This window comes from Caballeronia sp. HLA56 (assembly GCF_054655155.1).
The window spans coordinates 935,744-960,416 of the sequence record NZ_BAAHOB010000002.1; the positions used below are offsets into that span (position 1 = coordinate 935,744).

The following is a 24,673-nucleotide window of genomic DNA, read 5'->3' on the forward strand; positions in this document are numbered from 1 at the left end:
ATGGGTACCACCGTGTCCTCCGAATCTTCCGCACGGCGCGCGCTTTCGCTGTCGCACCGGCTGGGCCATCGTGCAGGCGTCGCGAGCATCGCGGCCTTCTTCGCGATCTGCGTCGTGGCGTTCAGCATCGCCACCGACACTTTTCTCACCACCGGCAATCTCCTTAACGTGCTGCGTCAGAGTGCGCCGTTGCTGATCGTCGCCACGACGATGACGCTCGTCATCACCACCGCGGGCATCGACCTTTCAGTGGGCTCGACGCTCGCGTTCGTCGGCGCGCTCGCGGCCATCGCGTTGCACGCGGGCATGCCGGATACGCTCGTTCTGATCGGCGGCCTTGTGCTCGGCGGGGTCATCGGGCTCGCGAACGGCTACTTCATCGCGATCGCGGGCATGCCCGCGTTCATCGTCACGCTTGGCACGTTGTCGATCGTGCGCGGTGCGGCGCTTCTCATCACGCAAGGCTATTCCGTGCCCGTGGATGGCAACGGCTGGTTCGTCGCGCTCGGCCGCGAGTGGTTCCTGGGACTTCCGCTGCCCGCCGTGATCGCGGTGGCCGTGATGCTCGCCGGATGGGTCGTGCTGCGTCATACGCGCTTCGGGCGCTACATCATCGGGATCGGCACGAACGCGGAAGGCGTGCGGCGCGCGGGCGTCGATACACGCGGCGTCATCATCAAGGTGTATGTGCTGAGCGGCATCGCGGCGGGGCTCGCCGGGCTCATTACGACCGCGCGGCTCGGGAGCGGTTCGTCGAATCAGGGCGTCGGCTTCGAGCTCGCGGTGATCGCGGCGGTCGTGCTCGGCAGCACCAATCTGTTCGGCGGCCGCGGCACCATTCTGGGCACGCTCCTCGGCGCGCTGACCATTGCCGTGCTCGGCAACGGGCTGATTCTGGTTCACGTGTCGCCGTTCTATACGCAGATCATCCAGGGGGCCATCATGCTGTTCGCGATCTGGCTGAACACGCGCATCTTTTCCGCCCGGCGTGGAAAGAAGGGCTGAGCATGATGTCGACGAAACCCGTATTCGGTCATCCGGCGACGCTGCCCATAGGTGTCGGCAGCGGCCACGTAATGACGGTGCTCGGTCCGCTACCGGTCGAGCAAATGGGCATCACGCTGATGCACGAGCATATTCTGGTCGATGCCTCCGGCAAATGGGTCGCGCCGGCTTGTTGCGGCGAACGGCATATCGGCGAGCAGAAGGTGCATGTCGGCATTTTGGGCGCGCTGCGCATGAATCCGCTCATGAACCGCGACAACTGCCAGCTATTCGATGTCGATGCCGCCACCGAGGAACTGATGAAGTTCCGCGAATTGGGTGGCCAGACGGTGGTCGATCCGACCAACCTCGGCATTGGCCGCGATCCGCTCGCGCTGCAGCGCATTTCGCGGCGCACGGGGCTCAACATCGTCATGTCGACGGGCTTTTATCTGGAGCCTTCGCATCCGGCGTACGTGCGCGAGCGTTCCATCGACGAACTCGCCGAGCAGATGATCTTCGACGTGGGCGGCGCCGAGCGCAAGCCAGATGTGATCGCGGGGCTCATCGGCGAAATCGGCGTGTCGGCGGCGTTCACGGCGGAAGAAGAGAAGTCGCTGCGCGCGGCGGCTCGCGCGAGCGCCGCCACGCGCGTGCCGCTTTCGGTGCATCTGCCGGGATGGGTGCGGCATGGACATCGCGTGCTCGATATCGTCGAGCGCGAGGGCGCCGATCTCGCGCATACGGTGCTTTGTCACATGAACCCGAGCCACGCGGATATCGAGTATCAGCATTCCATCGCGCGGCGCGGTGCGTGGCTCGAATACGACATGATCGGCATGGACTACTACTACGCCGACGAAGACGCGCAATCGCCGTCCGATGAAGAGAACGCGCGCGCTATCCGCGCGCTCATCGATGCGGGGTTCATCGGCAATCTGCTGCTCTCGCAGGACGTGTTCCTCAAGATGATGCTCACGCGTTACGGCGGCTTCGGCTACGGCTATATCCTCGAACACTTCGTGCCGAGACTCAGACGCCACGGCGTGAGCGACGCGCAGATCGAAACCATGCTCGTGACCAATCCCGCTCGCGTGTTCTCGGCGGCGGCATCTGGCGTGACGAGCCGTCGTGTTCAAGGAGATTGAGAATGACGAAGAAAGTCCTGCTCGCCGGAGAGTCGTGGACCAGCACGGCAACCCATGTGAAGGGGTTCGATCTGTTCGCGTCGGTGACGTATCACACCGGCTCCGAGCAGTTTCTCGCGCTCTTCAAGGACAGCGCCGGGTACGCGGTCACGCACATGCCGAGTCACGACGCGCAGACGCGATTTCCCACGACGCTCGAAGGGCTCAAGGAGTATGACGCAATCATTCTTTCCGACATCGGCGCGAATACGCTCTTGCTGCATCCGGATACGTGGGTGCACAGCAAGCGCACGCCGAACCGCCTGAAGTTGTTGCGCGAGTATGTGGAGGCAGGCGGCGGTCTCATGATGATCGGTGGCTATCTGAGCTTTCAGGGCATCAACGGCAGTGCGCGCTTTCGCAATACGCCCGTCGAGGACGTGCTGCCCGTGAAGTGCCTCGCGTGGGACGACCGCGTGGAAGTGCCCGAGGGGTTCACGCCGAGTATCGTCGCGCGGCATCCGGTGATAGAGGGCCTCGGCACGCAATGGCCGCATCTGCTCGGCTACAACGAAGTCGAGTTGAAGCCGGGTGCGACGCTCATCGCAACCGTGCCGGACACGGGCCATCCGTTGCTCGTGGCGGGGCAGTATGGCGAGGGCCGCACGCTTGCCTGGACAAGCGACATGTCCGTGCACTGGCTGCCGCCCGAGTTCTCCGCGTGGGACGGTTATGGACGGCTTTGGCGGCAGTGTCTCGACTGGCTGACCGAGGCGCGCGCGGCATGATGTATTTCGGTATCGCCGACCTCGACCTCGACCTCGACCTCGCGCGCGCGGCATGCGCGGCTTGCCGCGACGCTCGCCCGCGTGAGGCGCTCGGCTCGTATCGAGCGATGTCCGGCTACCGGATGGCACCATCATGAGCAGCGCGCGCGTCTGCGTGATCGGCAACGCGGCGATGGACATGACGCTCCGCGTGGCTTCGTTGCCGAAGCCCGGCGAGACGTCGATTGCGCTTGGCAGCACGCTGGACTTCGGCGGCAAGGGCGCGAATCAGGCGGTGATCGCTGCACGCGCGGGCGCGCAGGTGACGTTGCTTGCGGCTGTCGGATGCGACGCCGACGGCGCGCGCATAGTCGCCATGCTCGGTGAGGAAGGCATCGATACGCGGCACGTTGACCATCTCGATTGCCCGACGGACCTTTCCATTGTCACCGTCGATGCTGCCGGTGAAAACACCATCGTCACGCGCAACGAAGCCGCCAGCGGCTACGCACCGGATGCCGCGTTGCTGGACGCCGTGAGCGCGCCGGGCGACTGGATCGTGCTGCAAGGCAATCTGGCGCGCACGGTGACGGCGACGTGGTTGCGCGCGGCGCGTCGCGGCGGGCGGCATACGCTTCTGAATCCGGGACCGGTGCAATTCGAGGTCAACGCGCTGCTGCCCGATGTCGATGTGCTCGTCGTCAACAGCGTCGAGGCCGAAATGCTGTCGGGCGACGCCGATGCATGCCGCGCGGCGCTCGCATTGCACGCGGCAGGCGCGACCGAGGTGCTGGTCACGCTCGGCGCGGGCGGCGTCGTCTGGTGCGGCGCGCACGGCGGCATCGAGCAGATGCCCGCATCTGAAGTCATTGCCGTGGACACGGTCGGCGCAGGCGATGCACTCTGCGGCATGCTCGCGGCTGGGCTCGCGCACGGCCATCGACTGCGCGACATCCTGCCTCGCGCAATGGCCGTTGCCGCCTATGTGGTCGGCCGGCACGGCACGCAGGCAAGTTTTCCGGATCGTGCGCGCATGCTCGAACTCGCGCGCTTCATCTGACCGATACTTCGACAGGATTCTCATGGACACCGGACACGAGGTTGGACGCGGACGCACCGACAGCATCGCGCATATTTTCGGCCGCCCGCGCGGCGTGGTCATAGGCGTGATTCACTGCCCGGCGTTTCCCGGCGCGCCGCGCTACGACGGAGGCACGAGCGAGGCGCTATACGAAACCGCTCTTGCCGATGCCCGCGCGTATGCAGCAGGCGGCGTCGATGGTCTCATCGTCGAAAATCATGGCGACGTGCCGTTCGCAAAACCGGATGACATCGGACCGGAAACATCGGCGTTCATGGCCGTGAGCGCGGACCGGATTGCGCGCGAAACGGGCCTGCCTATCGGCATCAACGTGCTTGCCAACGCTTCGGTGCCGGCGCTCGCCATCGCGGCCGCGAGCAATGCCGCGTTCGTGCGCGTCAATCAGTGGGCGAATGCTTATGTGGCCAACGAAGGCATCATCGAAGGCGAGGCGGCGCGGGCCTTGCGATATCGTGCGCGGTTGCGCGCGGAAGGCATCCGCGTGTTTGCGGACGCGCACGTGAAGCACGGCGCGCATGCAATCGTCGCGGATCGTGCGCTCGAGGAACTCGTGCGCGATGTCGAATTCTTCGATGCCGATGCGATCATCGCCACCGGCCAGCGCACGGGCGATGTCGCGAGCCTCGATTATCTTCGGCAGATTCGCGCCGCGACCAGGCTTCCGCTTTTGGTGGGCAGCGGCTGCACGGAAACCAACGTCGCGGAGATTTTGTCGGTCGTGGATGCGGTGATCGTCGCGAGTTCGCTGAAGGTGGGCGGCGTGTGGTGGAATCCCGTCGATGAAGACAAGGTGCGGCGGTTCGTACACGCGGCGCGAGGAGGTTAGGACGAGCGGTAGACTTCTCCTCGTGCAACCGTCTTCCGGGAGAATGAATTTGAACCAAGACAAAGAGGTCGAGCCGCTCTCGCGGCGCTTCGGGTTTCTGATCGAACTGGACAAGTTGAAGTCGGTTATGCGGCAATCGCCGCTCATCGACCGCAGCCGCAGGGAGAATTCGGCGGAGCACTCGTGGCATCTGGCCATGTTCGCGCTGGTACTTTCGGATTGCGCGAAGGATGTCGACAGTTTTCATGTCATCAAACTGCTGCTCGTGCATGACATCGTCGAGATCGATGCTGGCGATCATCCGCTGCACGCGCCAGGCGCGGATTCCGCGTCGATCGAGCAATCGGAGCAACGGGCCGCGGAGCGAATCTTCGGGTTATTGCCCGACGATCAAGGGCGCGAACTGCGCAAACTATGGATGGAATTCGAGGCGGCTGAGACACCGGAGGCGATCTTCGCCAAATCGCTCGATCGGCTGCAGCCGTTGCTGATCAATACCTTGACTGGCGGAGGCACGTGGACGGAGAACGGCGTGAACGAGCAACAGGTCGTGGAGCGGTACGGGCCTGTGATTGCACGCGGATCGCCGCAGTTGTGGGAAGCGGCGCGTGAGCTTGTCGGCGCGCACTTTTCCGGTGACGTCGCTCGCCGGAAAGACGACTGATGCCGTGGCGAATGGCGTTGAATGACGGCGAGATGCATTCGCAGTGTCGTAGTTGGCGATGATCGCCACCTTGGTTGAGGCGACGCGTTTTGCTAGGGTCGCTCATCGCCAAGGTCAACGCGTGCCCGATACATGTCCCTGACGAGCCGAAGTTAACCGTGCCATCGGCAAGCGGATGAACAAGCCCGCTCGCCGATTCCGCATCCCGGAAAGCCATCAATCGTTCAAGCCGCGTTCGTCGCCCGTCGATCCGCATCGCTAGTCTTGCGTGTTTCATGGCCGTGCCGCAACCGCACACTGCATATTGCCGCGACAATCAGCGCGACAGCAAGACACACCAGCCCGTTCATCGCCTTGCCGGTCGATTGCTCGATGATCCCCATGACCGTGGGCCCGACGAAGCCGCCGAGCAACCCGCACGTGTTGACGAGCCCGAGTCCGCCCGCAAGCGCGCTGCCTGAAAGCCGCGAAGACGGGAACGTGAAGATGATCGACTGAACCACGAAGAACATCGAAGCGGACACGCACACGCCGAGAAAGCCGATGACGGGCGTCGAATAGGCGGCGACCAGCATGCCCGCGGCCATGATCAGCAGGCCGCCCACGAGCATGCGGCGGCTGCGCGATGAATTGCTCGCGAAGCGCGGCAAAAGGGCGGCGCCGAGTGCGGCGGCGACCCACGGCGTGGACGTCAGCACGCCGACGACGAATGGCGAGAAGTGCCCCGAAGACCCGATGATCCCTGGCAAAAAGAAGATAACCGTATAGATGGTCAACTGATGGCAAAAGTAGACGAAGATCGAGAGCCAGATCTGTCTGTCCGCCAGCGCCGCGCGAAACGTATGACCGCCGTGACCGGTACCGATGGCTTCCTGTTCGGCGGCAAGACGTCGCTCCAGCGCCAGCGCTTCCTCGCGCGGTAACCACGAAGCGCGTGTCGGCCGGTCGGGCAACATCTTCCACACGACGATCGCGAGCAGCACGGCAGGCGCGCCTTCGACCATGAACAGCCATTGCCAGCCGTGAAAACCGAGCACGCCATCCATTTCCAGCAGCGCACCGCCAAGCGGGCCGCCGGCGATGTTGGCCACGCACACGCCGAGCAGGAAGTAGCCGGTGGCGCGCGCGCGATCCTCGCGTCCGAACCAGTAAGTCAGATACAGCATCACGCCGGGAAAGAGTCCCGCTTCGGCCACGCCGAGCAGAAGACGCATCACATAGAACGAGGTCTCGCCGCGCACGAAGGCCATCGCCACCGAGAGCACGCCCCATGTCACCATGATGCGCGTGATCCAGAAGCGCGCGCCGACACGATGCATCGCGAGATTGCTCGGAATCTCGAAAGCGGCATACGTCAGAAAGAACAGCCCCGCGCCTAGCCCATAGGCGGCGGATGACAGGCCAAGATCGATGCTCATCGTATGCTTGGCAAGCGCGATGTTGGTGCGATCCAGAAAGCTGATCACATACGAGATCACGAGCAGCGGCATGAGCTTGCGAAACAGCAGCGCGTTCAGCGACGCATGGGGTGACGCATGTGTTGAGTTACGCGAAGAACTGGGCGTGGACATGATGACTCCCGGCGTCAGGACGGATTGGAAGAGTAGGGCGCGCATGGACGACGAGGTGAAGCGTCGCGGCGAGATAGGTAGGCTTTCATGACTTGTCTCCGTGTATTTTTTCGTTGTCATGGCGCGGACGTCGCTTGGCGCGCGTCCGCTTGCTTCGGTGCGATCTTCAGAAGTTCACGTTGTCGTGGCCCTTGAGCGCGAGCATCTGACGCGCTTCGGCGGGCGTCGCGATGTCGAGCGACAAGCCTTCGATCACCTGGCGAATCTGGCGCACTTGCTGCGCGCTCGATTCGGCAAGCTGGCCAGGACCGATCCACAGCGAATCCTCAAGGCCAACGCGCACGTTCGCTCCTTGCGCCGCGCCGATGGACGCGAGCGGAATCTGATTGCGCCCCGCGCCGAGAATGGACCACACATAATCCGAACCGAAAAGGCGATCGGCGGTTCGCTTCATATGCGCCAGATCTTCCGGGTGCGCGCCTATGCCGCCCAGCAGTCCGAACACGGTCTGCACGAAGAACGGCCCTTTCACTAGCCCGCGATCGACGAAATGCGCGAGGTTGTAGAGATGCGAGGTGTCATAGCACTCGAACTCGAAGCGCGTGCCGTTCGCCGTGCACGAGCTCAGGATGTACTCGATATCCGCGAATGTGTTCTTGAACACGAGATCGCGACTCTTTTCCAGATGCTGACGTTCCCAGTCGTGCTTCAGGTCCTTGAAACGGTCGAGCATCGGATACAGCCCGAAGTTCATCGATCCCATGTTGAGCGATGCCACTTCCGGCTGAAAATGATGCGCGGGCTTGAGGCGCTCGGCGACCGTCATATGCGGACTGCCGCCCGTCGTGAGATTGATGACCGCGTTCGTTTCCGCCTTGATGCGCGGTAAAAAGCGTTCGAAAACCGCGGGGTCTTGCGTCGGCCGGCCGTCTTCAAGATCGCGCGCGTGCAAATGAAGAATCGATGCGCCTTCGCGTGCGGCGGCGAGCGCGGCATCGGCGATCTGATCCGGCGTGACCGGCAGATACGGCGACATGGAAGGCGTGTGGATGGCGCCCGTCGGCGCACAGGTGATGATGACTTTGCGTTTGCTTGCCATGGTGTTCGATCTCCTCTCGTACTTGTTTGAAGCGATATTCAGAGCGTTTCGACGTTGCCGCAGACGGACAGCGCCTGACCGGAAATCGCGCTGCCAGCTGGCGAGCTCAAGAACAGCACGCTGGCGGCGATCTCCTCTTGCGTCACCATGCGGCGCAGCGAAATTTTCTCCAGATAACGCGCTTCCATTTCCTGATAGCTGATGTTCAGTTGCTTCGCGCGCGCGGCGATCACGCCTTCCATGCGCGGCCCCTTGACGATGCCCGGCTGCACCGCATTCACGCGAATGTTGTCCGCGCCGAGTTCAATGGCGAGACTCTTCGCGAGGCCCACGATCGCCCATTTGGTCGCGGAATAGGGCGTGCGGAATCCATAGCCGAGACGTCCTGCGACCGACGACATGAAAACGATCACGCCGCCGCCATTTGCTTCGCGCAGCATCGGCATGGCCTGGCTCGAAAAGTAGTAATGGCTATTCAGATTGATGTCGATGGTGCGTTCCCAGTCGTCCGACTCGATCTCGTCGATGCCGCCCGTCGGTCCCGCGATGCCCGCGTTGTTGATCAACACATCGAGGCCGCCGAGTTCGCGCTTCACGTCGTCGAACACGCGCGCGACGTCGGCTTTGTTCGATACGTCGGCGCGAGTACCGGTGATCGACGGCGATCCGGTCGCATGAGTCGATAGGGCATCGATGGCTTTGGCGTCGACATCGCATACATGCACGCGCGCGCCCGTGGACACGAACGCCTGCGCGATCGTCAAACCGATGCCCGACGCGCCGCCGGTAATCAGCACGCGCAATCCGGCGGGCGGGGCGAGCAGTTTGAGGTAATCCATGTGGTTGACTCCTGTAGGACGGTTGTTATTTGGTCAGCTTTTCGAAGCGCGGGCGATGGTGATAGGCGTGTGCTGTTCTTGCTCGCATGGCCCATTTCGCGCTTTTGCATCTCGCGCATGTTGATGCGTTGGTCCGCGCCACGGGCATCGGCAAGAGAGCCGGAGTTGCTCCGTGATCTGTGATCACAGTGTGTGTTTGTTAATGATCTGTGTCAATCCGGTTTGCCTAGGGGATAACCCTTCCGCAAAGCAATCACCTTAGCGAATTAATGAAATAGGCGTTTAATAAAGCAGCGGGCTCCGCTATTCTCACGTCATCGACAGTTGCGGCGCGCGCGAGACGAGCGGGTTGAATCGCTCGTTTCGAGGACGCGCCCTGCTGAAGAACCGCTTCTGCTTACAACAATCAACCCCGAACCGCAGTCATGACGCAGGGATCGCCGTCTCCCGCAGCACCCGTCCCGCATCCGCCGTTGCAGGGCGGCCAGCTCGTGATTGCCACCATCGTGGTGGCGCTTGCGACCTTCATGACCGTCCTCGATACGTCGATTGCGAACGTCGCCGTGCCGAATCTCTCGGGAAACCTCGGCGTATCGGTCGACGAGGGAACGTGGGTCATCACGATCTTCGCGGCCGCGAATGCCGTATCCATTCCATTGACGGGCTGGCTTACGCAGCAGATCGGCCAGATCCGCCTGTTCGTCGGCGCGATTCTGATGTTCGTGTTCGCTTCGTGGCTTTGCGGCATCGCGCCTGACCTGCCTTTCCTGCTGGGCGCGCGGATCTTGCAGGGCCTCGTGGCCGGGCCGCTCATTCCCTTGTCCCAGGCCGTGCTGCTGAGTTCTTATCCGAAGGCGCGCGCCAACATGGCGCTGGCGCTCTGGGCGATGACCGCCACGGTCGGTCCGATCGCAGGACCGGTGCTAGGCGGCTGGATCACCGACAACTACAGCTGGTCGTGGATCTTCTACGTGAACATTCCGGTCGGCTTCATTGCGGCGGGCGCCACGTGGATCATCTATCGCAAGCGCGAGACGCCGACGAAGAAACTGCCCATCGATACGGTCGGCCTTGCGTTGCTCGTGGTGTGGGTGGGCTCGCTTCAGGTGATGCTCGACAAGGGCAGGGACCTCGACTGGTTCGCATCGCCCTTCATCGTTGCGCTGGGGCTCATCGCCCTCGTCAGCTTCGCGTTCTTTCTCGTGTGGGAGTTGACGGAGGCGCATCCGGTCGTCGACCTGAGGCTCTTCGCATTGCGCAACTTCAGCAGCGGCACCATAGCCATTTCCGTTTCCTACGCGCTCTACTTCGGCAACCTCGTTCTGCTGCCGCAATGGATGCAGGAGTATCTCGGCTATCGCGCTTACGACGCCGGCCTCGTCACCGCGCCGGTGGGCATTTTCACGGTATTGCTTTCGCCTTTTATCGGGCGACTTTTACAGTTATTCGATGCCCGCGTTCTCGTGACGGTCGCGTTCATGGGACTGTCCGGTGTGTTCTTCATGCGCACGCAGTATCTGAGTACGGTCGATGCTTGGCATCTCGTCATACCGACCTTGCTGCAAGGTATTCCGACCGTGCTCTGGTTCGTGCCCCTCGTGTCGATCATTCTTTCCGGCTTGCCGCCCGAACGGATTCCCGCAGCGGCGGGGTTGTCGAATTTCGCGCGCATTTTCTGCGGAGCGGTGGGCACGTCGATCGCGGGCACCGTATGGAATCATCGGACGGTCGTACATCACGTGCGGCTGACCGAACAGGCGAGCGTCGACAATCCGATTTTCAATCAGACCATCGCGGCATTGCAGTCGCAGCTTCATATCGATGTGGGTGCGGCTTACGCATCGTTCGAGTTGATGGTGGCGAATCAGGCTGCCGTCATGGGGCTCGACGATTTCTTCTATGCGTCCACGTTCATTTTCATTTTGATCATTCCGCTTATCTGGATTACGCGGCCGGTGAAGGGTGGGGATTCGGCGGAGGCGGCTGGGGCGCATTGAGGCCAGGGAACAGGCATGCCTGCGGCGCGCGGTCGGGGTTCTAGTACGTCACGAACGCTTCCTGCAACGCGTGCGTGGTTCTCGTTCCCGTGAGCGCCACCATCATCAGGATTCGCGCCTTATGCGGGACCTGATCGTCCGCTGCGATCCATCCATAGCGATCGTCCGGCTGTGCGGCATTACGGATGACGATGCCGCTGCCCGTGCGCGACGCACGCACGATATGAATGTGTCTCGCGCGCGCTTTCACGAGCGAATCGATCAGCTCGTGCGCCACGTTGCCGTTGCCCGTCCCGGCGTACACGATCGCATCCACGTCGGAGCACGCCATGTGTTCGACCACCGTTCGGTTGATGCCGCCATGCGCGTAGACGATAGCGACCTCGGGCAAGGTCTGGATGGTGTCGATGTTCCATTCGCTTTCCACCGTATGCCGCCGCGCCACCAGCCGATAAAAACGCGCGCGTCCCTCGACCACGTAGCCTAGCGGACCGAAGGTCGAACGAAACGCTTCCTGCTTGAAGGTGCTGGTCTTCACGACGTCGCGCGCCGAGTGAATCTCGTCGTTCGAAACGACGAGCGTACCCTTGCCGCGCGATGCCGCGCTCGACGCCACCACGATCGCGTTGTACAGGTTGAGCGGTCCGTCGGCACTGAGCGCAGACGCCGGGCGCATTGCGCCGACCACGACGACGGGCTTCGCGCTCGGCACCACCAGGTGCAGAAAGTATGCCGTCTCGTCGATGGTATCGGTGCCGTGCGTCACCACGACGCCGTCGATGTCGTCCTGCTTGAGAAGCGCGCGAACATGCCGCGCGAGCCCGAGCAACTCCTCATTGCCGAAGTTTTCAGAGCCGGTCTGGAAAAGCTGGGCCGTTTGGATATCGGCGAGATCGCGCGCGCCGGGCAACGCGTCGAGCAAATCATCCACCGTTTCGACAGAGCAGTCGTAGGTCGCGGTATGCGCGGCCGACGCACCGCGCCCCGCGATGGTGCCGCCCGTGCCGACAATGACGACGCGCGCAATCATGATGCAGCACGCGGCGAGAAGGGGGTGTCGTCGAGCGAAGGTTTGCGCCCGGCCATCCGTTGCGCGAGCACGTGCGCCGACCCCATGGCGAGGGTGAAGCCAAGCGCGCCATGACCGACGTTGAACCAGAGATTCCGGTATTTGGACCCTCCGATGATCGGCGTCCCGCGCGGCGTGGCCGGCCGCAAGCCCGCCCACGCGGCTGCCGCGTCATAATCGCCCGCGTGCGGAAAGACGGCCTGCGCTTCGCGCCGCAACGTCGCGAGCCGGGTCGCATCGATCGCGCTCGAATGCCCCACGATGTCCGCCATGCCCGCCACGCGCAGACGGTCGCCCAACCGGGCGTACACCACCTTGCGGTCGAAGTCCGTCACGCTCGTCGCGGGCGCAGCCTTTACCGCGACTGCGTCGAGCGTCAGGCTGTAGCCCTTGAGCGGATAGACCGGCACCCGCACGCCAATCGTGCGCAGTAAGGCCGCGCTGTCGCAACCCGACGCCACGACGACATGTTCCGCGTCAAACCTGCGGCTTCCGGCAATTGCCCGGACCTCGCCTTTGTTCGACACGGACAGCGAACTCACGGCCGTACCTAGCTCGAACGCCACGCCTCGTTCGCGCAACAAGCTTTCGAGTTCCAGGCAGAACCGGTGACAGTCGCCTGCCTCTTCGCCCGGCGTATGGATGCCGCCGACGAATCGATCTGCCACCTGGGCCAGCGCGGGTTCGAGCGCGACGCAATCGCTCACGCCGAGCGCTTGCTGCTCGCTACCGAGCGTACGCTGGTAGGACAGCAAGGACGCGGCCCGCGACATCGCCATTGCGCTTCGATGCATGACGAGCTTGCCAGCGCGGACGTAGTCGAAGGCAAGCGTGGGATGGGCGGCGGTAAATTCGTGCATCAGCGAGCGGCTCAGAAAGGACAGCGCAAGGAGTTGCGCCGTGGTCGATTCGCTCATCGCCTGAGTACAGGCCCGTGCGAATTGCCAGCACCAGCGCCACTGATTCATGTCGATGGCGGGCGAGACGCGCACCGGGGCGTCGCGACGCATAAGCCAACCGGGAAGCTTCGCAAGCACGCCAGGACCGGCGAGCGGCGCCACGTAGCTGTAAGAAAGCTGCGCGCCGTTGGCGCGGCTCGCTTCCGCCGCGACCTCCGTGCGCCGGTCGATCACGCTCACTTCGTGGCCGTCCTCGCGCAAGCGGTATGCGGTCGTGAGACCGATCACACCCGCGCCGATCACCAGAATGTTCATGGCTTGCGTCGTCCTTGTGAATGTGCGGCCATTACATCTTGACGACGTCGAGCAACGTTTGATTTCCGCCCACGTAGTGATAGAGCGAGATCATTCCCTGCCTGAGGTCGCCGTGCGCGTCGAATTGCGTCTCGCCGAGTACGCCTTTGAAGTCGGTGTTGGGCATCGCCGCGAGAATCTTGTCTGGTGAGGTGGAATTCGCGCGTTTCATCGCGTCGACGATGATGTACACCGCGTCATACGCGAACGGGGCGTTGAGCTGCACCTTCTGCCCGAAGCGCGCTTCGTAGCGTTGCTCGAACGCGGGGCCATCGGGCATTTTAGCGAGCGGCATGCCGGCGATGGAACACACGACGTTGTCCGCCGCCTCGCCCGCCAGTTGCGACAGCGACGCTGCGCACAGGCCGTCGCCGGCCAGTACCTTCGAGGAGATTGCGAGCTGGCGGGCCTGCTTCGCGAACGGGCCGCCTGTCGCATCCATGCCGCCGTACATGATCACGTCGGGATGCTCGCTCTTCACCTTGGTCAGGATCGCGCGGAAGTCCACGGCCTTGTCGGTGGTTGCGTCGTGCGACAGGACGTTCATCCCGTTCGCCTTGGCGCGCTTTTCGAATTCGTTCGCGAGACCCTGACCGTAAGCGGTGGCGTCGTCGACGATGGCGACCGACTTCGCCTTCAGCACTCGGGCTGCATAGTCGGCAAGCGCCGGACCCTGCTGCGCGTCGGTGGCGACCACGCGATACGTCGTGCGAAACCCCTGCTGCGTATAGACCGGATTGGTGGCCGAGGGCGAAATCTGCAGCACGTTGGCATCGCTATAAATTTTCGAGGCCGGAATGGAGGTGCCGGAATTCATGTGCCCGACCACGGCCGCCACCTTGTCGTCCACGAGCTTTTGCGCGACCTGTGTGCCTTGGCGCGGATCGGAGGCGTCGTCTTGCGCATCCAGCGCAAGCGTGATCTTCTGTCCGCCGATCACGAGGCCCTTCTTGTTGATCTCCTCGACGGCAAGCCGTGCGCCGTTCTCAGTGTCCTTGCCGAGGTGCGCATTGGCCCCCGTCAGAGGCGCGACGTGGCCGATCTTCACTACTTCATCGGCGCACGCCTCGACCGGATGCAGGACGACGAACGCACTTCCAAATGCGGCGCAAACCGCCAGATGCAACGCTGCTGACATGACGCACTCCCTGTTTTGAATCGGTTCTTTCCGGCCGTCTTCACCCCGGAACTGACTTCAATGTAACGGCGACGAAATAGGCGGCATTGCACGCGCTCGCGGAAAAATAGAACGAATGCGACAAGTCGCACCGATCGCTTTTCGGCGCTCCTATACTGGCGCCGACGACCTCACGGCATTCAAGGAGTGCATGGATGGCAATGGCGAACGCAAAAAAGTCCGATACCGCGACGCTCGGGCGCGGACTTGTCGAGCGGCTCGATCGCATGGACGGCGTGGATCGCAAGGTATCTGCGCGACGCGCGGGCGCCGAGCTCAGCGTCGGCCTTCTACTTTGGCCGAGCTTTCCGCTGCTTTCGCTCGCCAGTTTTTGCGACTGCCTGCGGCACGCCGCGGATCTCGGCGACCAGAGCCGCCAGTTACGGTGTACGTGGACCTTGCTCGGGCCGACGGACGACACCGTGGAAGCGAGTTGCGGCGTGAGCGTGCCAGTCCGGGCGTATTCCGGGAAGGCGTCGCGATTCGACTACTTCGTGGTGATCGGCGGCTTGCTGCCCAGGCTCGAACATGTCGACCCGCGCTACTGGGACGCGCTGCGCGACGCCGACGCAGCCGGCGTGCCGCTCATCGGCCTGTGCACCGGCAGCTTCGTGCTGGCGAAAGCGGGCTACATGCACGACCGCGTCGCGTGCGTGCATTCCTTTCACTACGACGATTACCAGTCCATGTTTCCTGGCCTGCGCGTGGTCACGAACGCCGACTACGTGATCGACGGCAACCGCATTACGTGCGCGGGCGGCGTGTCGGCCATCGAACTTGCCACGCGGTTGATTTCCGTGCATTGCGGCGCCGACCGCGCGTCGAAGGTCATTCACCAGATGACGGTGAGTCGCAAGAGCGGCACGTCCTTCGTCGAACGCCGCCGTGCGCTCGGCTACCTCGCCGTCGATAGTCTCTTGCTGCGTCACGCGATCGTGTTGATGGAGGAGAATCTCGAAGCCCCGCTGACGATCGCCGCAATTGCCAGGATGACCGGTTCAAATGCGCGGCAACTGGAGCGCGTGTTCATGTCTGAAATGGGCGTGACGCCAAAGGAGTTCTACCGGACGATGCGCTTGCGATACGCCCGCTGGCTACTCTTGAACTCGGCGAAGCGCGTCACCGCGATCGCCTACGAATGTGGCTTCGCGGATTCGGCGCACTTCATTCGCGGCTTTCGCGAAGCGTACGGTGTGACGCCGGGTAAGCTGCGCGCGTCGCTTAGCCGAACGTGAAGTGCGGAGGTCTTTGGACTTCGCTTACTTTGGCGTGCGCTTAGTTGCTGGCCGTGTCTGCAATGAATCGTGCCAAGTTCGGTGTAAGTCATCGTGCGAGATGAACATTTCGATCCAGTCGCCTGTCGGCGTTGCCCGGCCGAAGTGCGTGACTTCTAATCGACGACGCAGCCTTGGGAAACGATGAGCCCGGACTTCGGCAGAAGAATGATTCCGGTTGAGGTAGCGAAGTAAGTGCTTGAGTCGAGTCTCAGGAACGCGCCTCGATTCTAAAGGGTATTGAGCTGCGGCAGCGCTGCCGTTTCCGCACAGTCGAGCCGCAGCATTGTAAAGCGCGCGCTAGTCGGGCAGTTCGATGGTTCCTTCCATATATTGAACCGCGTGACCGGATATCAACACACGCTCCGGTTCGATCTCGCAATGTAGAACGCCGCTTCGTTGGGAAGCCTGTAGCGCGACGAGCTTCGGCTTGCCGAGAATGTCGGACCAGAGCGGAGCAAGCGCCGCGTGAATGGACCCCGTCACCGGGTCTTCGGCGCCGCCGTTCGCTGGCCAAAAGTATCGGGAGACGAAGTCGTATTGGTTGCCAGGAGCGGTGACCGCGACATCCAATGGTCCAAGTTGCGCGAGCAGTTCCAGATTTGGCACGACGGCGCGTACCTCGGCCTCGGTGTCGTAGAGGGCGATGTATGACTGCTGGTTTATGAAGACTGCCGTTGGCTTGATCGACAAACCATACGCGAGCTGGTCCGGAACATCTTTAATCCGTTCACTTTGTCGTCGAGGAAAGTTCATTTCGATTAGCCCCCGCTCCCGCCGATGAACAGAGAACGCGCCCGTTGCTTCTGCATGAAAGACGAGGTGATCGTCTTGAGGGAGGTGTCTGAACAGAACGAAAGCGCTCGCCAGCGTCGCGTGTCCGCAGAAGGCGATTTCCTTGATCGGTGAGAACCACCGGATGTCGAAAACGCCATCGTCTCGACGCACGATGAACGCTGTTTCCGACAGGTTGTTTTCGCTGGCGATGGCTTGCATTAGCGAAGCGGGAAGCCACGCGTCGAGCGGAATGACCGCCGCATAGTTTCCCTTGAATACTTCGCTGGTGAAAGCGTCTATCTGATAAAGCTTCAGTTGCATGGGCGGTAGAGTCGAAGAGAGATGAGCTAGTTCGTTCCTATCCTATCGGCTTGAATGATTCGCGAACATGCACAGTTTCCATCTGACACGCTGAAAAGTGACAGCCTCGAAGCCATCGCGTAGCCGCGCCCGACTTGCCGAAACCCGTGCCCTGGATAGTTGTTCCGTCCACGGAAAATCTTCTCTTTTTTCTGCTCAGTGCAGAGGGCGCATGTTTGCGATCACCGCATCAGCGGACGCCATTGAGCATGGGTGAGGGTGCTGCCACTTACGATCGGATGGCTTTCACCGATAGCCATGCAAATGTATTGCTCCACGTAATGGCCGCCGATGCACTTACTGTGAATTACGCGAGAAGCTCGATGTCGACCGCCAACGGTGACGACCGTCTTGCTGTCGCGGAGTTTTCCGAAAAGGTCGCATTCGGGTTTGCTGACGGTTTCGCCTTGCAAACGAAGCTTTGGATCGCAATTGAAGCGGTACCGCTGCACTTACTCGACCTTCGCTTTTCGCGGCGGATGCGCGGCTATCTTGCACGCGAGTTCGACAAAAGCGCCTAGCGCAGCAGACGAATTGGGCTCCTTCCACGCAAGGTAGAGTTCGCTCTTCGTGTGCTCTTCGCGCAGAGGACGAAAGACGACGTTTTCCATGTGCGTTCGTTGAACCGACGCCGGTACGAGCGTCACACCAAAGCCGGCGCTTACAAGGCCAAGGGAAGCGTAGATCTGGCCCATTTCAAAGCTCGTGGAGGGAGAAAATCCGGCAAGCGCGCACAACTGGTTGATGGCGGCGTGATAATCCGGCGCGACATCCTTCCGATAATTAATGACGCGCAACTGCTTACAGTCCTTGATGGAAATGCGTCGTTTGGCTGCTAAAGGATTGTCTTTAGCGATGGCAACGTAAAACGGCTCCTGGAGCAACAAGACACTGTTCAGTTGATTATTTGGCGGCAACGAACGGACGAAAGCCAGATCGACGTCTCCTCGGTTCAAGGCATTGATCTGTTCCGCAGAGGAAAACCATTGAAGGTCGACGGTCACTGCAGGGTAGCGCTGTTGAAAATCGCGCAAGAGCGGTGGCAGCAGTGTGTACGCAATGTGTTCGAAGAACCCGACCGCCACCCGGCCGGTTTCGCCTCTTGCCGCACGTTGCGAATCCACGATTGCGGAGTTCGTGTCCTTAAGAATCTGCCGGGCCCGTTCCTCGAAGACCTGGCCCGCCGATGAGAGAAACACGCGTTTGCTTTGGCGCTCGAAAAGCGCTACGCCGATTTCTTCTTCCAGTTCCCGTATCTGCCGGCTCAACGGCGGCTGCGCCATGTGCAGTTCGTCCGCCGCCTTCGTGAAGTTGAGTGTGCGTGCCACCGTCAGAAAATAGCGAAGATGACGCAGTTCCATTTGGAACCTTTCGAGTATCGATACGCAACCTATTATATCTTTTACATCGGATGCGAACGCTTTTAGGATCGTGAGACCACACCAACAAGTCAGGAGATCCCCCATGAAACTTACGACGTCGCAGTTGGAAGCGTACGAGCGCGATGGCTTCGCGGTTCTGCCGGAGCTTTTCTCGAAAGAAGAAGTCGAGCATATGAAGAGCGAGTTGCGCCGAATCCAAAAAATCGACACCGACCATCTCGTTCGTGAAAAAACGGGCGGCATTGCAAAAACGATTTATAAAGTTCATGAGACCGCCAGTCCAACGGCATCGGCAATTTTTCACTCCGCAGTGCGCTCGCCCAGATTGCTCGAACCCGCACAACAACTGATGAACAATCCCCAACTTTACGTCTATCATACGAAGTGCAATTTGAAGACGGCAATCGACGGTTCGGTCTGGCAGTGGCACCAGGATTTCGGCACCTGGCATATGGACGGCGTGAAAGAACCGCATATGACAACCGCGTTGGTCATGCTCGATGAGCCGACCGAAATGGGCGGATGTCTCTACTTTATTCCGGGAAGCCACAAACTAGGCTCACTCGATCCAACGTTCGATGAGACGACCGGTTATCGCTTCTACGTGGTACCCAAGCCGACCATGCTCGATATCTTGTCCAGCCATCCCAAGGCCGTGCCTATCATCGGCCGACCGGGAACAGTGGTGTTCTTCGACGCAAACATCGTGCATTCATCGGGTCACAACCTTTCAGGTGACGATCGATGGCAAGCCTATGTTGTCTACAACCAGGTGGAGAACAAGCCTGAACAGGTGGAGCAGCCGCGACCGGATTATGTGCGCTCGACCAATTTCGCTCCTCTCGAGGTAGGTTCGGACGAGATTCTCGACAGAGTTCAGATCGACTGAAATCTATCGATTTACTTTACCGAGTCGGCTGCAGGTGGCAGCGTGTCTATCGACGCGCCAGCATGCTCGCATGGTCTATCGTTGGATCGCCGATTGGACTGGACGCCGCCGCGTGCGGCACGTGCACAACGCTTCGCATGAAGGCATCGTTGATCCATCAACGCACAGGGAATGTGCGCCCGGTCCAATTGCTTTTGACCCATACGCAGACCTGCATGGGCTGCTTCGGGCTTCCGGAATTTCATACGTGATGGAAGCCAAGAGTGAGAGTGAACATATCCTTCGCGACATCGCTCAGTCCTGAAAGCGTGAGCGCGGCCTCAAGCGCTTGCGGCGAATGCGCTCATTCGTTGAAGAATCCGACTCAGCAGTTGTTCCGCAGCGCCGGAAAGCGGCCGTCGCGCCTTCACAAGAATGCGTGCCTTCGCCGCCTCGAATAGCGGGTGCTGTATGTGTCCGCGTGCGAAGCCGTTTGAGGGCCGAGGGGAAGGTATGCGATCGACTGAAAGCGCGGCTTGCCACCGTTTAGTGGCTCCGGATTAACCGAGAGTCCGTCGGGCTGTGTTCAACGAACGTTGGTCATTTGGTAATTTACATAATCCTAATTATCGATCATTAACTTGTAGGTCCCAAGTTCAAATCTATGGCCAGCCCGAATTTTGCAACCTTTGGTTTTGACAGTGTGTGGCGTGCGCAAATCTATCCGGAATCGTGCCGGACGCTCGTCCGTTGTTCCGAGATGAAAACCGCACCGGTCGAACCTCAAAATGTCGGCAGCTGCTTGTGAGCTGTAGAACTTGTCAGGTTATTCGTCCGGTCGCTGAGCCGTTGACCATCAATCTCCAGCAGTCGCAAAACCTGGTAGCAAAATCTCAAATCGTGCGAACCAACAACGAACCGTGATATTCCGTGTGCTTCGTGAGAACTGCCCACGCTATTCGAGCAAGCTTGTTAGCAAGCGCGCATGCAACAACGTTTGAGTGTCGTCGACTCAGCATGGAGCGAATCCATTCTCCAAGCCGGTCGTTACGTTTGTGCACGTGTTGTATGACGGCACGCGCGCCCTGCACGAGCAGATGACGCAGATGTTTGTCACCGCGTTTGCTGATGCCACATAAAGTCGCTCGCCCGCCCGTGCTTTTTTGACGTGGAACCAGTCCGATCGATGCCGCGAAATTTCTTCCACCCGCATACTGTGCGATGCTTCCGATCTCCGATACGAGCAAGCTTGCCGTGATGGTGCCTATCCCCGGAACCGAAAGTAATCGAGTAGCGTTCTCGTCGGCACGAAGCTGCGCGACCAATTCCTTCTCGGTCTCGACAACTTGCGCATCGAGATATTTATAGTGTTCGTACAACCGTTGAATGATTTGCAGAAGTCTCGACGGGAGATCATGGAGCGCGATGACATCGGGCAAACGACGTGAGGTTGCTTTGGACATTGGCACCACAACGCCGAATTCGAGCAAGATACCGTGAATTCGATTGATGGTCGCCGTACGTTCAGTCACCAAACCCTCACGTGTTCGATGTAACGCGGCTAGAAGTTGCTGCGCTTCCGTTCGAGGTTCGACGAAGCGCATCGCCGGTCGGGACGCGGCTTCACAGATCGCCTCAGCATCGATGTAGTCATTCTTGTTGCTCTTCACAAACGGCCGCACGTATTGCGGCGAAATAAGCTTGCTCACGTGCCCCATCGCGTTCAGCTTGCGTGCTAGCCAGTGCGAACCAGCACAAGCTTCCATGACAACAGTAACAGCCCTGAGATTGCTAAAGAACGAAAGCAACTGCTGACGCGAAAGCTTCTTGCGGAAGATCGCATGGCCCTTCGCATCCTGTCCATGAACGTGAAACACATGCTTGCCCAGATCGATGCCGATCAGCGTGACCTCGTCCATGTCACCCTCCATCTACGTTGGATCGAACCTCTCATCGTAGGACGATCGCTGGGATCGGGCTGGCCATTTCATTATGTCGTGTTTCTGCCAAGTAGAGATGTCGCCTTTTGGCTTAAGTTCATTGCCGGACAAGCGTGTCAGGAGCGCGGGCAATGAACACGACCTGGACCCTCACAATGTCAATGCACGAAGTGGATCGCCTCAGGGTCATTCAGGCTGTCATCGAGCGGCAGCTCAAGCCGGGCCAGGCCGTTGAGCGGCTGGAGTTGAGCGTGCGACAGGTCGAGCAGCTAATGCTGCGTTATCGAGCGACCGGTGCGCTCGGTCTGGTCTCGCTTAAGCGCGCACGCGCGAGCAATCATCGACTACCTGAGGGCGTGGCGCAGCGCGCGCTTGGGTTGATCCGCGAGCGCTACGCCGACTTCGGACCCACCCTGGCATGCGGGAAGTTACGGGAGTGCCACGGCATCAGACTGGCTGTCGAGACAGTGCGAACGTTGATGACGGCCGCCGGACTCTGGGTTCCCCGCAAGCAGCGCCCGCCCAGCATTCACCAGCCGCGTAATCGGCGCGCGTGCCTGGGTGAGCTGATTCAGATCGATGGCAGCGATCATCGCTGGTTCGAGGATTGCGCACCGGCCTGCACATTATTGGTGTTTATCGACGATGCGACGAGCCGGCTGATGACGCTGCACTTCACCGCGACCGAGTCGACCTTCAGCTATTTCGAGGCGCTGTCAAAGTACTTGCGCGCACACGGCAAACCGATGGCGTTCCGTAGCGACAAGGCCAGTGTGTTCAATGTCAAGAACCGTTCGAGCACGGCGGGCAAAGGCGTGACGCAATTCGGGCGAGCCTTATACGAGCTCAACATCGACGCATTTTGCGCAAACACGAGTCAGGCCAAGGGCCGCGTGAAGCGTGCCAAATTGACTTTGCAGGATCGGCAACGTGTGGACATCCTTCAGAAAAGAAGCGAATGAAACTAAATACGGGTCAAGATAATCAACGTAATACGCAAAAAATTAAATCAACCCAATCTCCAAGTTAGACATTAATATCATAATGTCGATTAAGTTCGTGTGCGTCCCAGAACAACCCAAGCAAGCCTCACTCCCTCCCCTGAACCCGTCGCATGATCCGATCAAGCGCCTCCGAATAACTCGCGAAAGTCCCCTTCTGCTGCAACTCCGCGTGAAGCTGCTCGTTGATGCCGCCCGGCGTGCTCGACTCCTTTATCATCTTCGAGAACGGTTGATCGCCTCGCGTCGTAGCGTGTGCCAAGCCGACGTGATAGCCCGACAAAAACGATCGGGCCGCCTCATACGGCAGCCCTTGGCGAACGAGCCACGCAGCCTGCTCTTCCAGTAGCGCGTAGAAACTGGCCATGGTTGCCGTGACTGCCGACAGCGCATCGAACTGATATTCGCTGTCTACTTCGACCGCCTTACCCAATGGTCCAAAGAGCGCTCGCGCGAGTTCGCTCGGCGGACAGATGGCCGTGCTGCCCTTGCCTTCCGCGACGGCCGGCAAAGGAACCGCGCGCGCAACACTCGCGGCCGTGCGCACCATGCCGAACACTCGCTCGATCGACACGCCCGCCATGAAGCTGATGACCTGATGCCGCACATCGAACTCGAGTTCGCCAAGCACCGTCGACGCAAGTTGCGGCACGACCGCGAGACACACGACGTCGCTGGTGTCGAGCACCTCCTGATTGCTGCTGCACACCGCGACGCGCGCGTCGAGACTCGCAAGTTTCGCGGCGATTTCGACATTGCGCGGCGAAAGCGCAATGTGTTCAAAAGGAACGTCGAACCGAATCATTCCGGTCACAACGGCTCGCGTGATCGTGCCGGTGCCAATGAATCCAATGCGCATAGTGCCTCGTATGGTCTGAGATGAACGGTTCAATCGAGCCCGAGCCACGTGGCCTTGGGCTACATATACCGTATCGTGCCGCAAACTGCGTTGTCATGCCGCGAGCGAAAATAGCAGCCAAGCGCAGTGGCCAATGCCGCAACAACGAGCCGTCGCGACATTGAGTCGGTCATCTATCGATGCGCCTGACGAACGTGCGATGCTCATTCGTGCAAGCGCGCGATCGCCAGCCGAACCAGGGTCCGTGGCGCGAATGGCTTCGCTTCATTTGACCAACTCGACGCCCGACGAAAACTCACGCGATCTCGCTGCCGTTGCACAAGGCGGTGCTCGATGCCATTATCGGCGGCGACGGCCCGCGCGCGAGCGCCGCCATGCTGGAACATCTCGTCGATACGGAAGCGCGCCGTCGACGTTCCGCACGGCTGCAAGGAGACAGCGGCTCAGAGGCGTAAGCGCGCAGTGGTGCCGCGCATCATCTTTCGTTTGATCAATCGTGAGGACGTGTCATGGCGATCATCAGTGATGTCAGTAGCGACTATTTCCGCATTCCCCTGCCCGTGCCGCTGTCCGACAGCACGCACGGCCTCATTCCCAATTTCGAGCTGGTCACGGTAACCGTTCGCGATGCCGATGGCGCCCAAGGCGTCGGCTACACCTACACCGTCGGGCGCAACGGCCGTTCGGTTCAGGCGGCGGCAAACGAGATCGCCGAACTGGCCCGGCATCAGGATGCGGACTTGGCCGAAGCGCTCTGGAAATCGATCTGGTGGGCCATGCATTACGGTGGGCGCGGCGGCCCGACTGTCCTCGCGCTATCCGCTTTCGACATGGCGATCTGGGACCTGAAGTCGAAGCGCGCGAACCTGCCGCTCTGGCGCATGCTCGGCGGCTACGATCCCAAGGTGCCGGTCTATGCGGGTGGTGTCGATCTGGACTTTCCACTCGATCAGTTGTTGCGCCAGGCGGAAGGTTTCATCGACCAAGGCTTTCGCGCCATCAAGATGAAAGTGGGACGCAAGAATCTGGCGGAGGACGTGGCGCGCGTCGCGGCCATGCGCGAGATGCTCGGCGACAGCTTCCCGCTGATGGTCGACGCCAACATGAAATGGTCCGTCGACGAGGCCATCCGCGCCGCGCGCGCACTTGCACCGTTCAACCCCGGCTGGCTCGAAGAGCCGACCATTCCCGACGATATCGCGGGTCACGCGAGGATCGTCAGCGAAGGCGGCTTGCCGGTCGCCACAGGGGAAAACATGCGCACGATCTGGGAGTTCCAGCAGATGATCACCATCGGTCGTGTGACGTACCCGGAGCCCGATGTCACGAATTGCGGGGGCATCACGCCGTTCATGAAGATCGCCCATCTTGCGGAAGCGCACAACCTTCCCGTCACCAGCCACGGCGCCCATGACGTGACCGTGCATTTGCTCGCGGCGGTTCCGAATCGCTCTTATCTCGAAGCGCACGGTTTCGGGCTGGAGAAGTATCTGGCCGAACCGCTTCGTATCGAAGACGGTTTTGCTATCGCTCCGGAAAGGCCGGGGCATGGAATCGAGTTCGACTGGAATAAGCTGAAGGCGCTGAAGGCTTGAGCTGGCTGTCGCCTGCTCAAGCGAGCGTCGCGCATGTCTTCGCCAAACGATCGCGTAGCCCGCGATGCCCCGGCGAGCGATGCGTGCGCGACGTTCACTTCTTTTTCGGCAACCGGCCACGTCTTTCGAAGCTGATTACCTT

21 protein-coding genes and 1 pseudogene are annotated in these 24,673 nt (G+C 60.8%); 12 read left to right on the forward strand and 10 right to left on the reverse strand.

Going from position 1 to position 24,673, the window contains the following annotated elements:
* From ACYQ47_RS10650 to ACYQ47_RS10680, 7 genes are read left to right on the forward strand one after another with little or no spacing between them, the layout of a single operon-like run.
* A complete protein-coding gene (locus ACYQ47_RS10650) occupies nucleotides 1-1,005 on the forward strand; it encodes an ABC transporter permease (protein ID WP_244832415.1) in 1,005 nt (334 codons plus the stop codon).
* Between the two features lie 2 nt (nucleotides 1,006-1,007).
* A complete protein-coding gene (locus tag ACYQ47_RS10655) occupies nucleotides 1,008-2,132 on the forward strand; it encodes a phosphotriesterase family protein (RefSeq protein ID WP_459905354.1) in 1,125 nt (374 codons plus the stop codon).
* Between the two features lie 2 nt (nucleotides 2,133-2,134).
* On the forward strand, nucleotides 2,135-2,899 hold the full coding sequence (locus ACYQ47_RS10660) for a glutamine amidotransferase (protein ID WP_459905355.1): 765 nt from the start codon (nucleotides 2,135-2,137) through the stop codon (nucleotides 2,897-2,899).
* Nucleotides 2,896-3,036, forward strand: coding sequence for a hypothetical protein (locus ACYQ47_RS10665; RefSeq protein WP_309847122.1), 141 nt, complete (start codon nucleotides 2,896-2,898; stop codon nucleotides 3,034-3,036). Before ACYQ47_RS10660 ends, ACYQ47_RS10665 begins: the two co-directional genes overlap by 4 nt.
* The gene (locus tag ACYQ47_RS10670; protein ID WP_459905356.1) at nucleotides 3,033-3,938 is read left to right on the forward strand and encodes a ribokinase; all 906 of its coding nucleotides are present in this window, start codon (nucleotides 3,033-3,035) and stop codon (nucleotides 3,936-3,938) included. Before ACYQ47_RS10665 ends, ACYQ47_RS10670 begins: the two co-directional genes overlap by 4 nt.
* Nucleotides 3,939-3,960: 22 nt before the next feature.
* Complete coding sequence (locus ACYQ47_RS10675) at nucleotides 3,961-4,806, forward strand: BtpA/SgcQ family protein (RefSeq protein ID WP_250468316.1); 846 nt, start codon at nucleotides 3,961-3,963, stop codon at nucleotides 4,804-4,806.
* Nucleotides 4,807-4,855: 49 nt separating this feature from the next.
* A complete protein-coding gene (locus ACYQ47_RS10680) occupies nucleotides 4,856-5,470 on the forward strand; it encodes an HD domain-containing protein (protein ID WP_284509435.1) in 615 nt (204 codons plus the stop codon).
* Between the two features lie 224 nt (nucleotides 5,471-5,694).
* Here the strand turns inward: ACYQ47_RS10680 and ACYQ47_RS10685 are convergent, their stop codons facing one another.
* The 3 genes from ACYQ47_RS10685 to ACYQ47_RS10695 form a co-directional block, all read right to left on the reverse strand.
* On the reverse strand, nucleotides 5,695-7,041 hold the full coding sequence (locus ACYQ47_RS10685) for an MFS transporter (RefSeq protein WP_459905357.1): 1,347 nt from the start codon (nucleotides 7,039-7,041) through the stop codon (nucleotides 5,695-5,697).
* A 166-nt stretch (nucleotides 7,042-7,207) separates the two neighbouring features.
* Nucleotides 7,208-8,140: a beta-keto acid cleavage family enzyme gene (locus tag ACYQ47_RS10690; protein WP_459905358.1), complete on the reverse strand. Its 933-nt coding sequence runs from the start codon at nucleotides 8,138-8,140 to the stop codon at nucleotides 7,208-7,210.
* 38 nt (nucleotides 8,141-8,178) lie between these two features.
* A complete protein-coding gene (locus ACYQ47_RS10695) occupies nucleotides 8,179-8,979 on the reverse strand; it encodes an SDR family oxidoreductase (RefSeq protein WP_459905359.1) in 801 nt (266 codons plus the stop codon).
* A 425-nt stretch (nucleotides 8,980-9,404) separates the two neighbouring features.
* Here ACYQ47_RS10695 and ACYQ47_RS10700 point away from each other — a divergent pair, with 425 nt between their 5' ends.
* Nucleotides 9,405-10,976, forward strand: coding sequence for a DHA2 family efflux MFS transporter permease subunit (locus ACYQ47_RS10700; protein ID WP_250468313.1), 1,572 nt, complete (start codon nucleotides 9,405-9,407; stop codon nucleotides 10,974-10,976).
* A 40-nt stretch (nucleotides 10,977-11,016) separates the two neighbouring features.
* Here ACYQ47_RS10700 and ACYQ47_RS10705 read toward each other — a convergent pair whose 3' ends face one another.
* From ACYQ47_RS10705 to ACYQ47_RS10715, 3 genes are read right to left on the reverse strand one after another with little or no spacing between them, the layout of a single operon-like run.
* A complete protein-coding gene (locus tag ACYQ47_RS10705) occupies nucleotides 11,017-12,006 on the reverse strand; it encodes an asparaginase (RefSeq protein ID WP_459905360.1) in 990 nt (329 codons plus the stop codon).
* Nucleotides 12,003-13,259, reverse strand: a complete 1,257-nt coding sequence (locus tag ACYQ47_RS10710) for a D-amino acid dehydrogenase (RefSeq protein WP_459905361.1) — start codon at nucleotides 13,257-13,259, stop codon at nucleotides 12,003-12,005. Before ACYQ47_RS10710 ends, ACYQ47_RS10705 begins: the two co-directional genes overlap by 4 nt.
* Before the next feature lie 31 nt (nucleotides 13,260-13,290).
* Nucleotides 13,291-14,436, reverse strand: coding sequence for a branched-chain amino acid ABC transporter substrate-binding protein (locus tag ACYQ47_RS10715; RefSeq protein ID WP_244832426.1), 1,146 nt, complete (start codon nucleotides 14,434-14,436; stop codon nucleotides 13,291-13,293).
* A 200-nt stretch (nucleotides 14,437-14,636) separates the two neighbouring features.
* On the opposite strand from ACYQ47_RS10715, the gene ACYQ47_RS10720 reads away from it, so the two are divergent.
* The gene (locus tag ACYQ47_RS10720; RefSeq protein ID WP_459905362.1) at nucleotides 14,637-15,710 is read left to right on the forward strand and encodes a GlxA family transcriptional regulator; all 1,074 of its coding nucleotides are present in this window, start codon (nucleotides 14,637-14,639) and stop codon (nucleotides 15,708-15,710) included.
* Between the two features lie 339 nt (nucleotides 15,711-16,049).
* On the opposite strand, the gene ACYQ47_RS10725 is transcribed toward ACYQ47_RS10720, so the two are convergent.
* A complete protein-coding gene (locus ACYQ47_RS10725) occupies nucleotides 16,050-16,847 on the reverse strand; it encodes a PhzF family phenazine biosynthesis protein (protein WP_459905363.1) in 798 nt (265 codons plus the stop codon).
* A gap of 491 nt (nucleotides 16,848-17,338) precedes the next feature.
* Entirely contained in the window at nucleotides 17,339-18,247 is a 909-nt protein-coding gene (locus tag ACYQ47_RS10730) for a LysR family transcriptional regulator (RefSeq protein ID WP_459905364.1), read from the reverse strand.
* Between the two features lie 103 nt (nucleotides 18,248-18,350).
* Between ACYQ47_RS10730 and ACYQ47_RS10735 the strand changes: the two genes are divergently transcribed.
* Complete coding sequence (locus ACYQ47_RS10735; protein ID WP_459905365.1) at nucleotides 18,351-19,157, forward strand: phytanoyl-CoA dioxygenase family protein; 807 nt, start codon at nucleotides 18,351-18,353, stop codon at nucleotides 19,155-19,157.
* A gap of 872 nt (nucleotides 19,158-20,029) precedes the next feature.
* Here ACYQ47_RS10735 and ACYQ47_RS10740 read toward each other — a convergent pair.
* Entirely contained in the window at nucleotides 20,030-21,055 is a 1,026-nt protein-coding gene (locus ACYQ47_RS10740) for an IS110 family RNA-guided transposase (protein ID WP_459905366.1), read from the reverse strand.
* Nucleotides 21,056-21,207: 152 nt separating this feature from the next.
* Here ACYQ47_RS10740 and ACYQ47_RS10745 point away from each other — a divergent pair.
* A pseudogene (locus tag ACYQ47_RS10745) lies at nucleotides 21,208-22,002 on the forward strand (ISNCY family transposase); the annotation flags it as partial.
* A gap of 163 nt (nucleotides 22,003-22,165) precedes the next feature.
* Here the strand turns inward: ACYQ47_RS10745 and ACYQ47_RS10750 are convergent.
* Nucleotides 22,166-22,936 (reverse strand): pyrroline-5-carboxylate reductase, encoded by a 771-nt coding sequence (locus tag ACYQ47_RS10750; RefSeq protein ID WP_459905367.1) that lies wholly within the window; start codon nucleotides 22,934-22,936, stop codon nucleotides 22,166-22,168.
* A 509-nt stretch (nucleotides 22,937-23,445) separates the two neighbouring features.
* On the opposite strand from ACYQ47_RS10750, the gene ACYQ47_RS10755 reads away from it, so the two are divergent.
* Nucleotides 23,446-24,531 (forward strand): mandelate racemase/muconate lactonizing enzyme family protein, encoded by a 1,086-nt coding sequence (locus ACYQ47_RS10755; RefSeq protein WP_459905368.1) that lies wholly within the window; start codon nucleotides 23,446-23,448, stop codon nucleotides 24,529-24,531.
* Nucleotides 24,532-24,673: the final 142 nt, after the last annotated feature.

Coding starts and splice junctions, on each gene's coding strand:
- ACYQ47_RS10735 (WP_459905365.1), top strand. CDS start 18,351: ATGAAACTTACGACGTCGCAGTTGGAAGCGTACGAGCGCGATGGCTTC.
- ACYQ47_RS10655 (WP_459905354.1), top strand. CDS start 1,008: ATGATGTCGACGAAACCCGTATTCGGTCATCCGGCGACGCTGCCCATA.
- ACYQ47_RS10720 (WP_459905362.1), top strand. CDS start 14,637: ATGGCGAACGCAAAAAAGTCCGATACCGCGACGCTCGGGCGCGGACTT.
- ACYQ47_RS10750 (WP_459905367.1), bottom strand. CDS start 22,936: ATGCGCATTGGATTCATTGGCACCGGCACGATCACGCGAGCCGTTGTG.
- ACYQ47_RS10755 (WP_459905368.1), top strand. CDS start 23,446: ATGGCGATCATCAGTGATGTCAGTAGCGACTATTTCCGCATTCCCCTG.
- ACYQ47_RS10740 (WP_459905366.1), bottom strand. CDS start 21,055: ATGGACGAGGTCACGCTGATCGGCATCGATCTGGGCAAGCATGTGTTT.
- ACYQ47_RS10705 (WP_459905360.1), bottom strand. CDS start 12,006: ATGATTGCGCGCGTCGTCATTGTCGGCACGGGCGGCACCATCGCGGGG.
- ACYQ47_RS10715 (WP_244832426.1), bottom strand. CDS start 14,436: ATGTCAGCAGCGTTGCATCTGGCGGTTTGCGCCGCATTTGGAAGTGCG.
- ACYQ47_RS10730 (WP_459905364.1), bottom strand. CDS start 18,247: ATGGAACTGCGTCATCTTCGCTATTTTCTGACGGTGGCACGCACACTC.
- ACYQ47_RS10675 (WP_250468316.1), top strand. CDS start 3,961: ATGGACACCGGACACGAGGTTGGACGCGGACGCACCGACAGCATCGCG.
- ACYQ47_RS10695 (WP_459905359.1), bottom strand. CDS start 8,979: ATGGATTACCTCAAACTGCTCGCCCCGCCCGCCGGATTGCGCGTGCTG.
- ACYQ47_RS10690 (WP_459905358.1), bottom strand. CDS start 8,140: ATGGCAAGCAAACGCAAAGTCATCATCACCTGTGCGCCGACGGGCGCC.
- ACYQ47_RS10710 (WP_459905361.1), bottom strand. CDS start 13,259: ATGAACATTCTGGTGATCGGCGCGGGTGTGATCGGTCTCACGACCGCA.
- ACYQ47_RS10700 (WP_250468313.1), top strand. CDS start 9,405: ATGACGCAGGGATCGCCGTCTCCCGCAGCACCCGTCCCGCATCCGCCG.
- ACYQ47_RS10670 (WP_459905356.1), top strand. CDS start 3,033: ATGAGCAGCGCGCGCGTCTGCGTGATCGGCAACGCGGCGATGGACATG.
- ACYQ47_RS10650 (WP_244832415.1), top strand. CDS start 1: ATGGGTACCACCGTGTCCTCCGAATCTTCCGCACGGCGCGCGCTTTCG.
- ACYQ47_RS10660 (WP_459905355.1), top strand. CDS start 2,135: ATGACGAAGAAAGTCCTGCTCGCCGGAGAGTCGTGGACCAGCACGGCA.
- ACYQ47_RS10725 (WP_459905363.1), bottom strand. CDS start 16,847: ATGCAACTGAAGCTTTATCAGATAGACGCTTTCACCAGCGAAGTATTC.
- ACYQ47_RS10665 (WP_309847122.1), top strand. CDS start 2,896: ATGATGTATTTCGGTATCGCCGACCTCGACCTCGACCTCGACCTCGCG.
- ACYQ47_RS10685 (WP_459905357.1), bottom strand. CDS start 7,041: ATGTCCACGCCCAGTTCTTCGCGTAACTCAACACATGCGTCACCCCAT.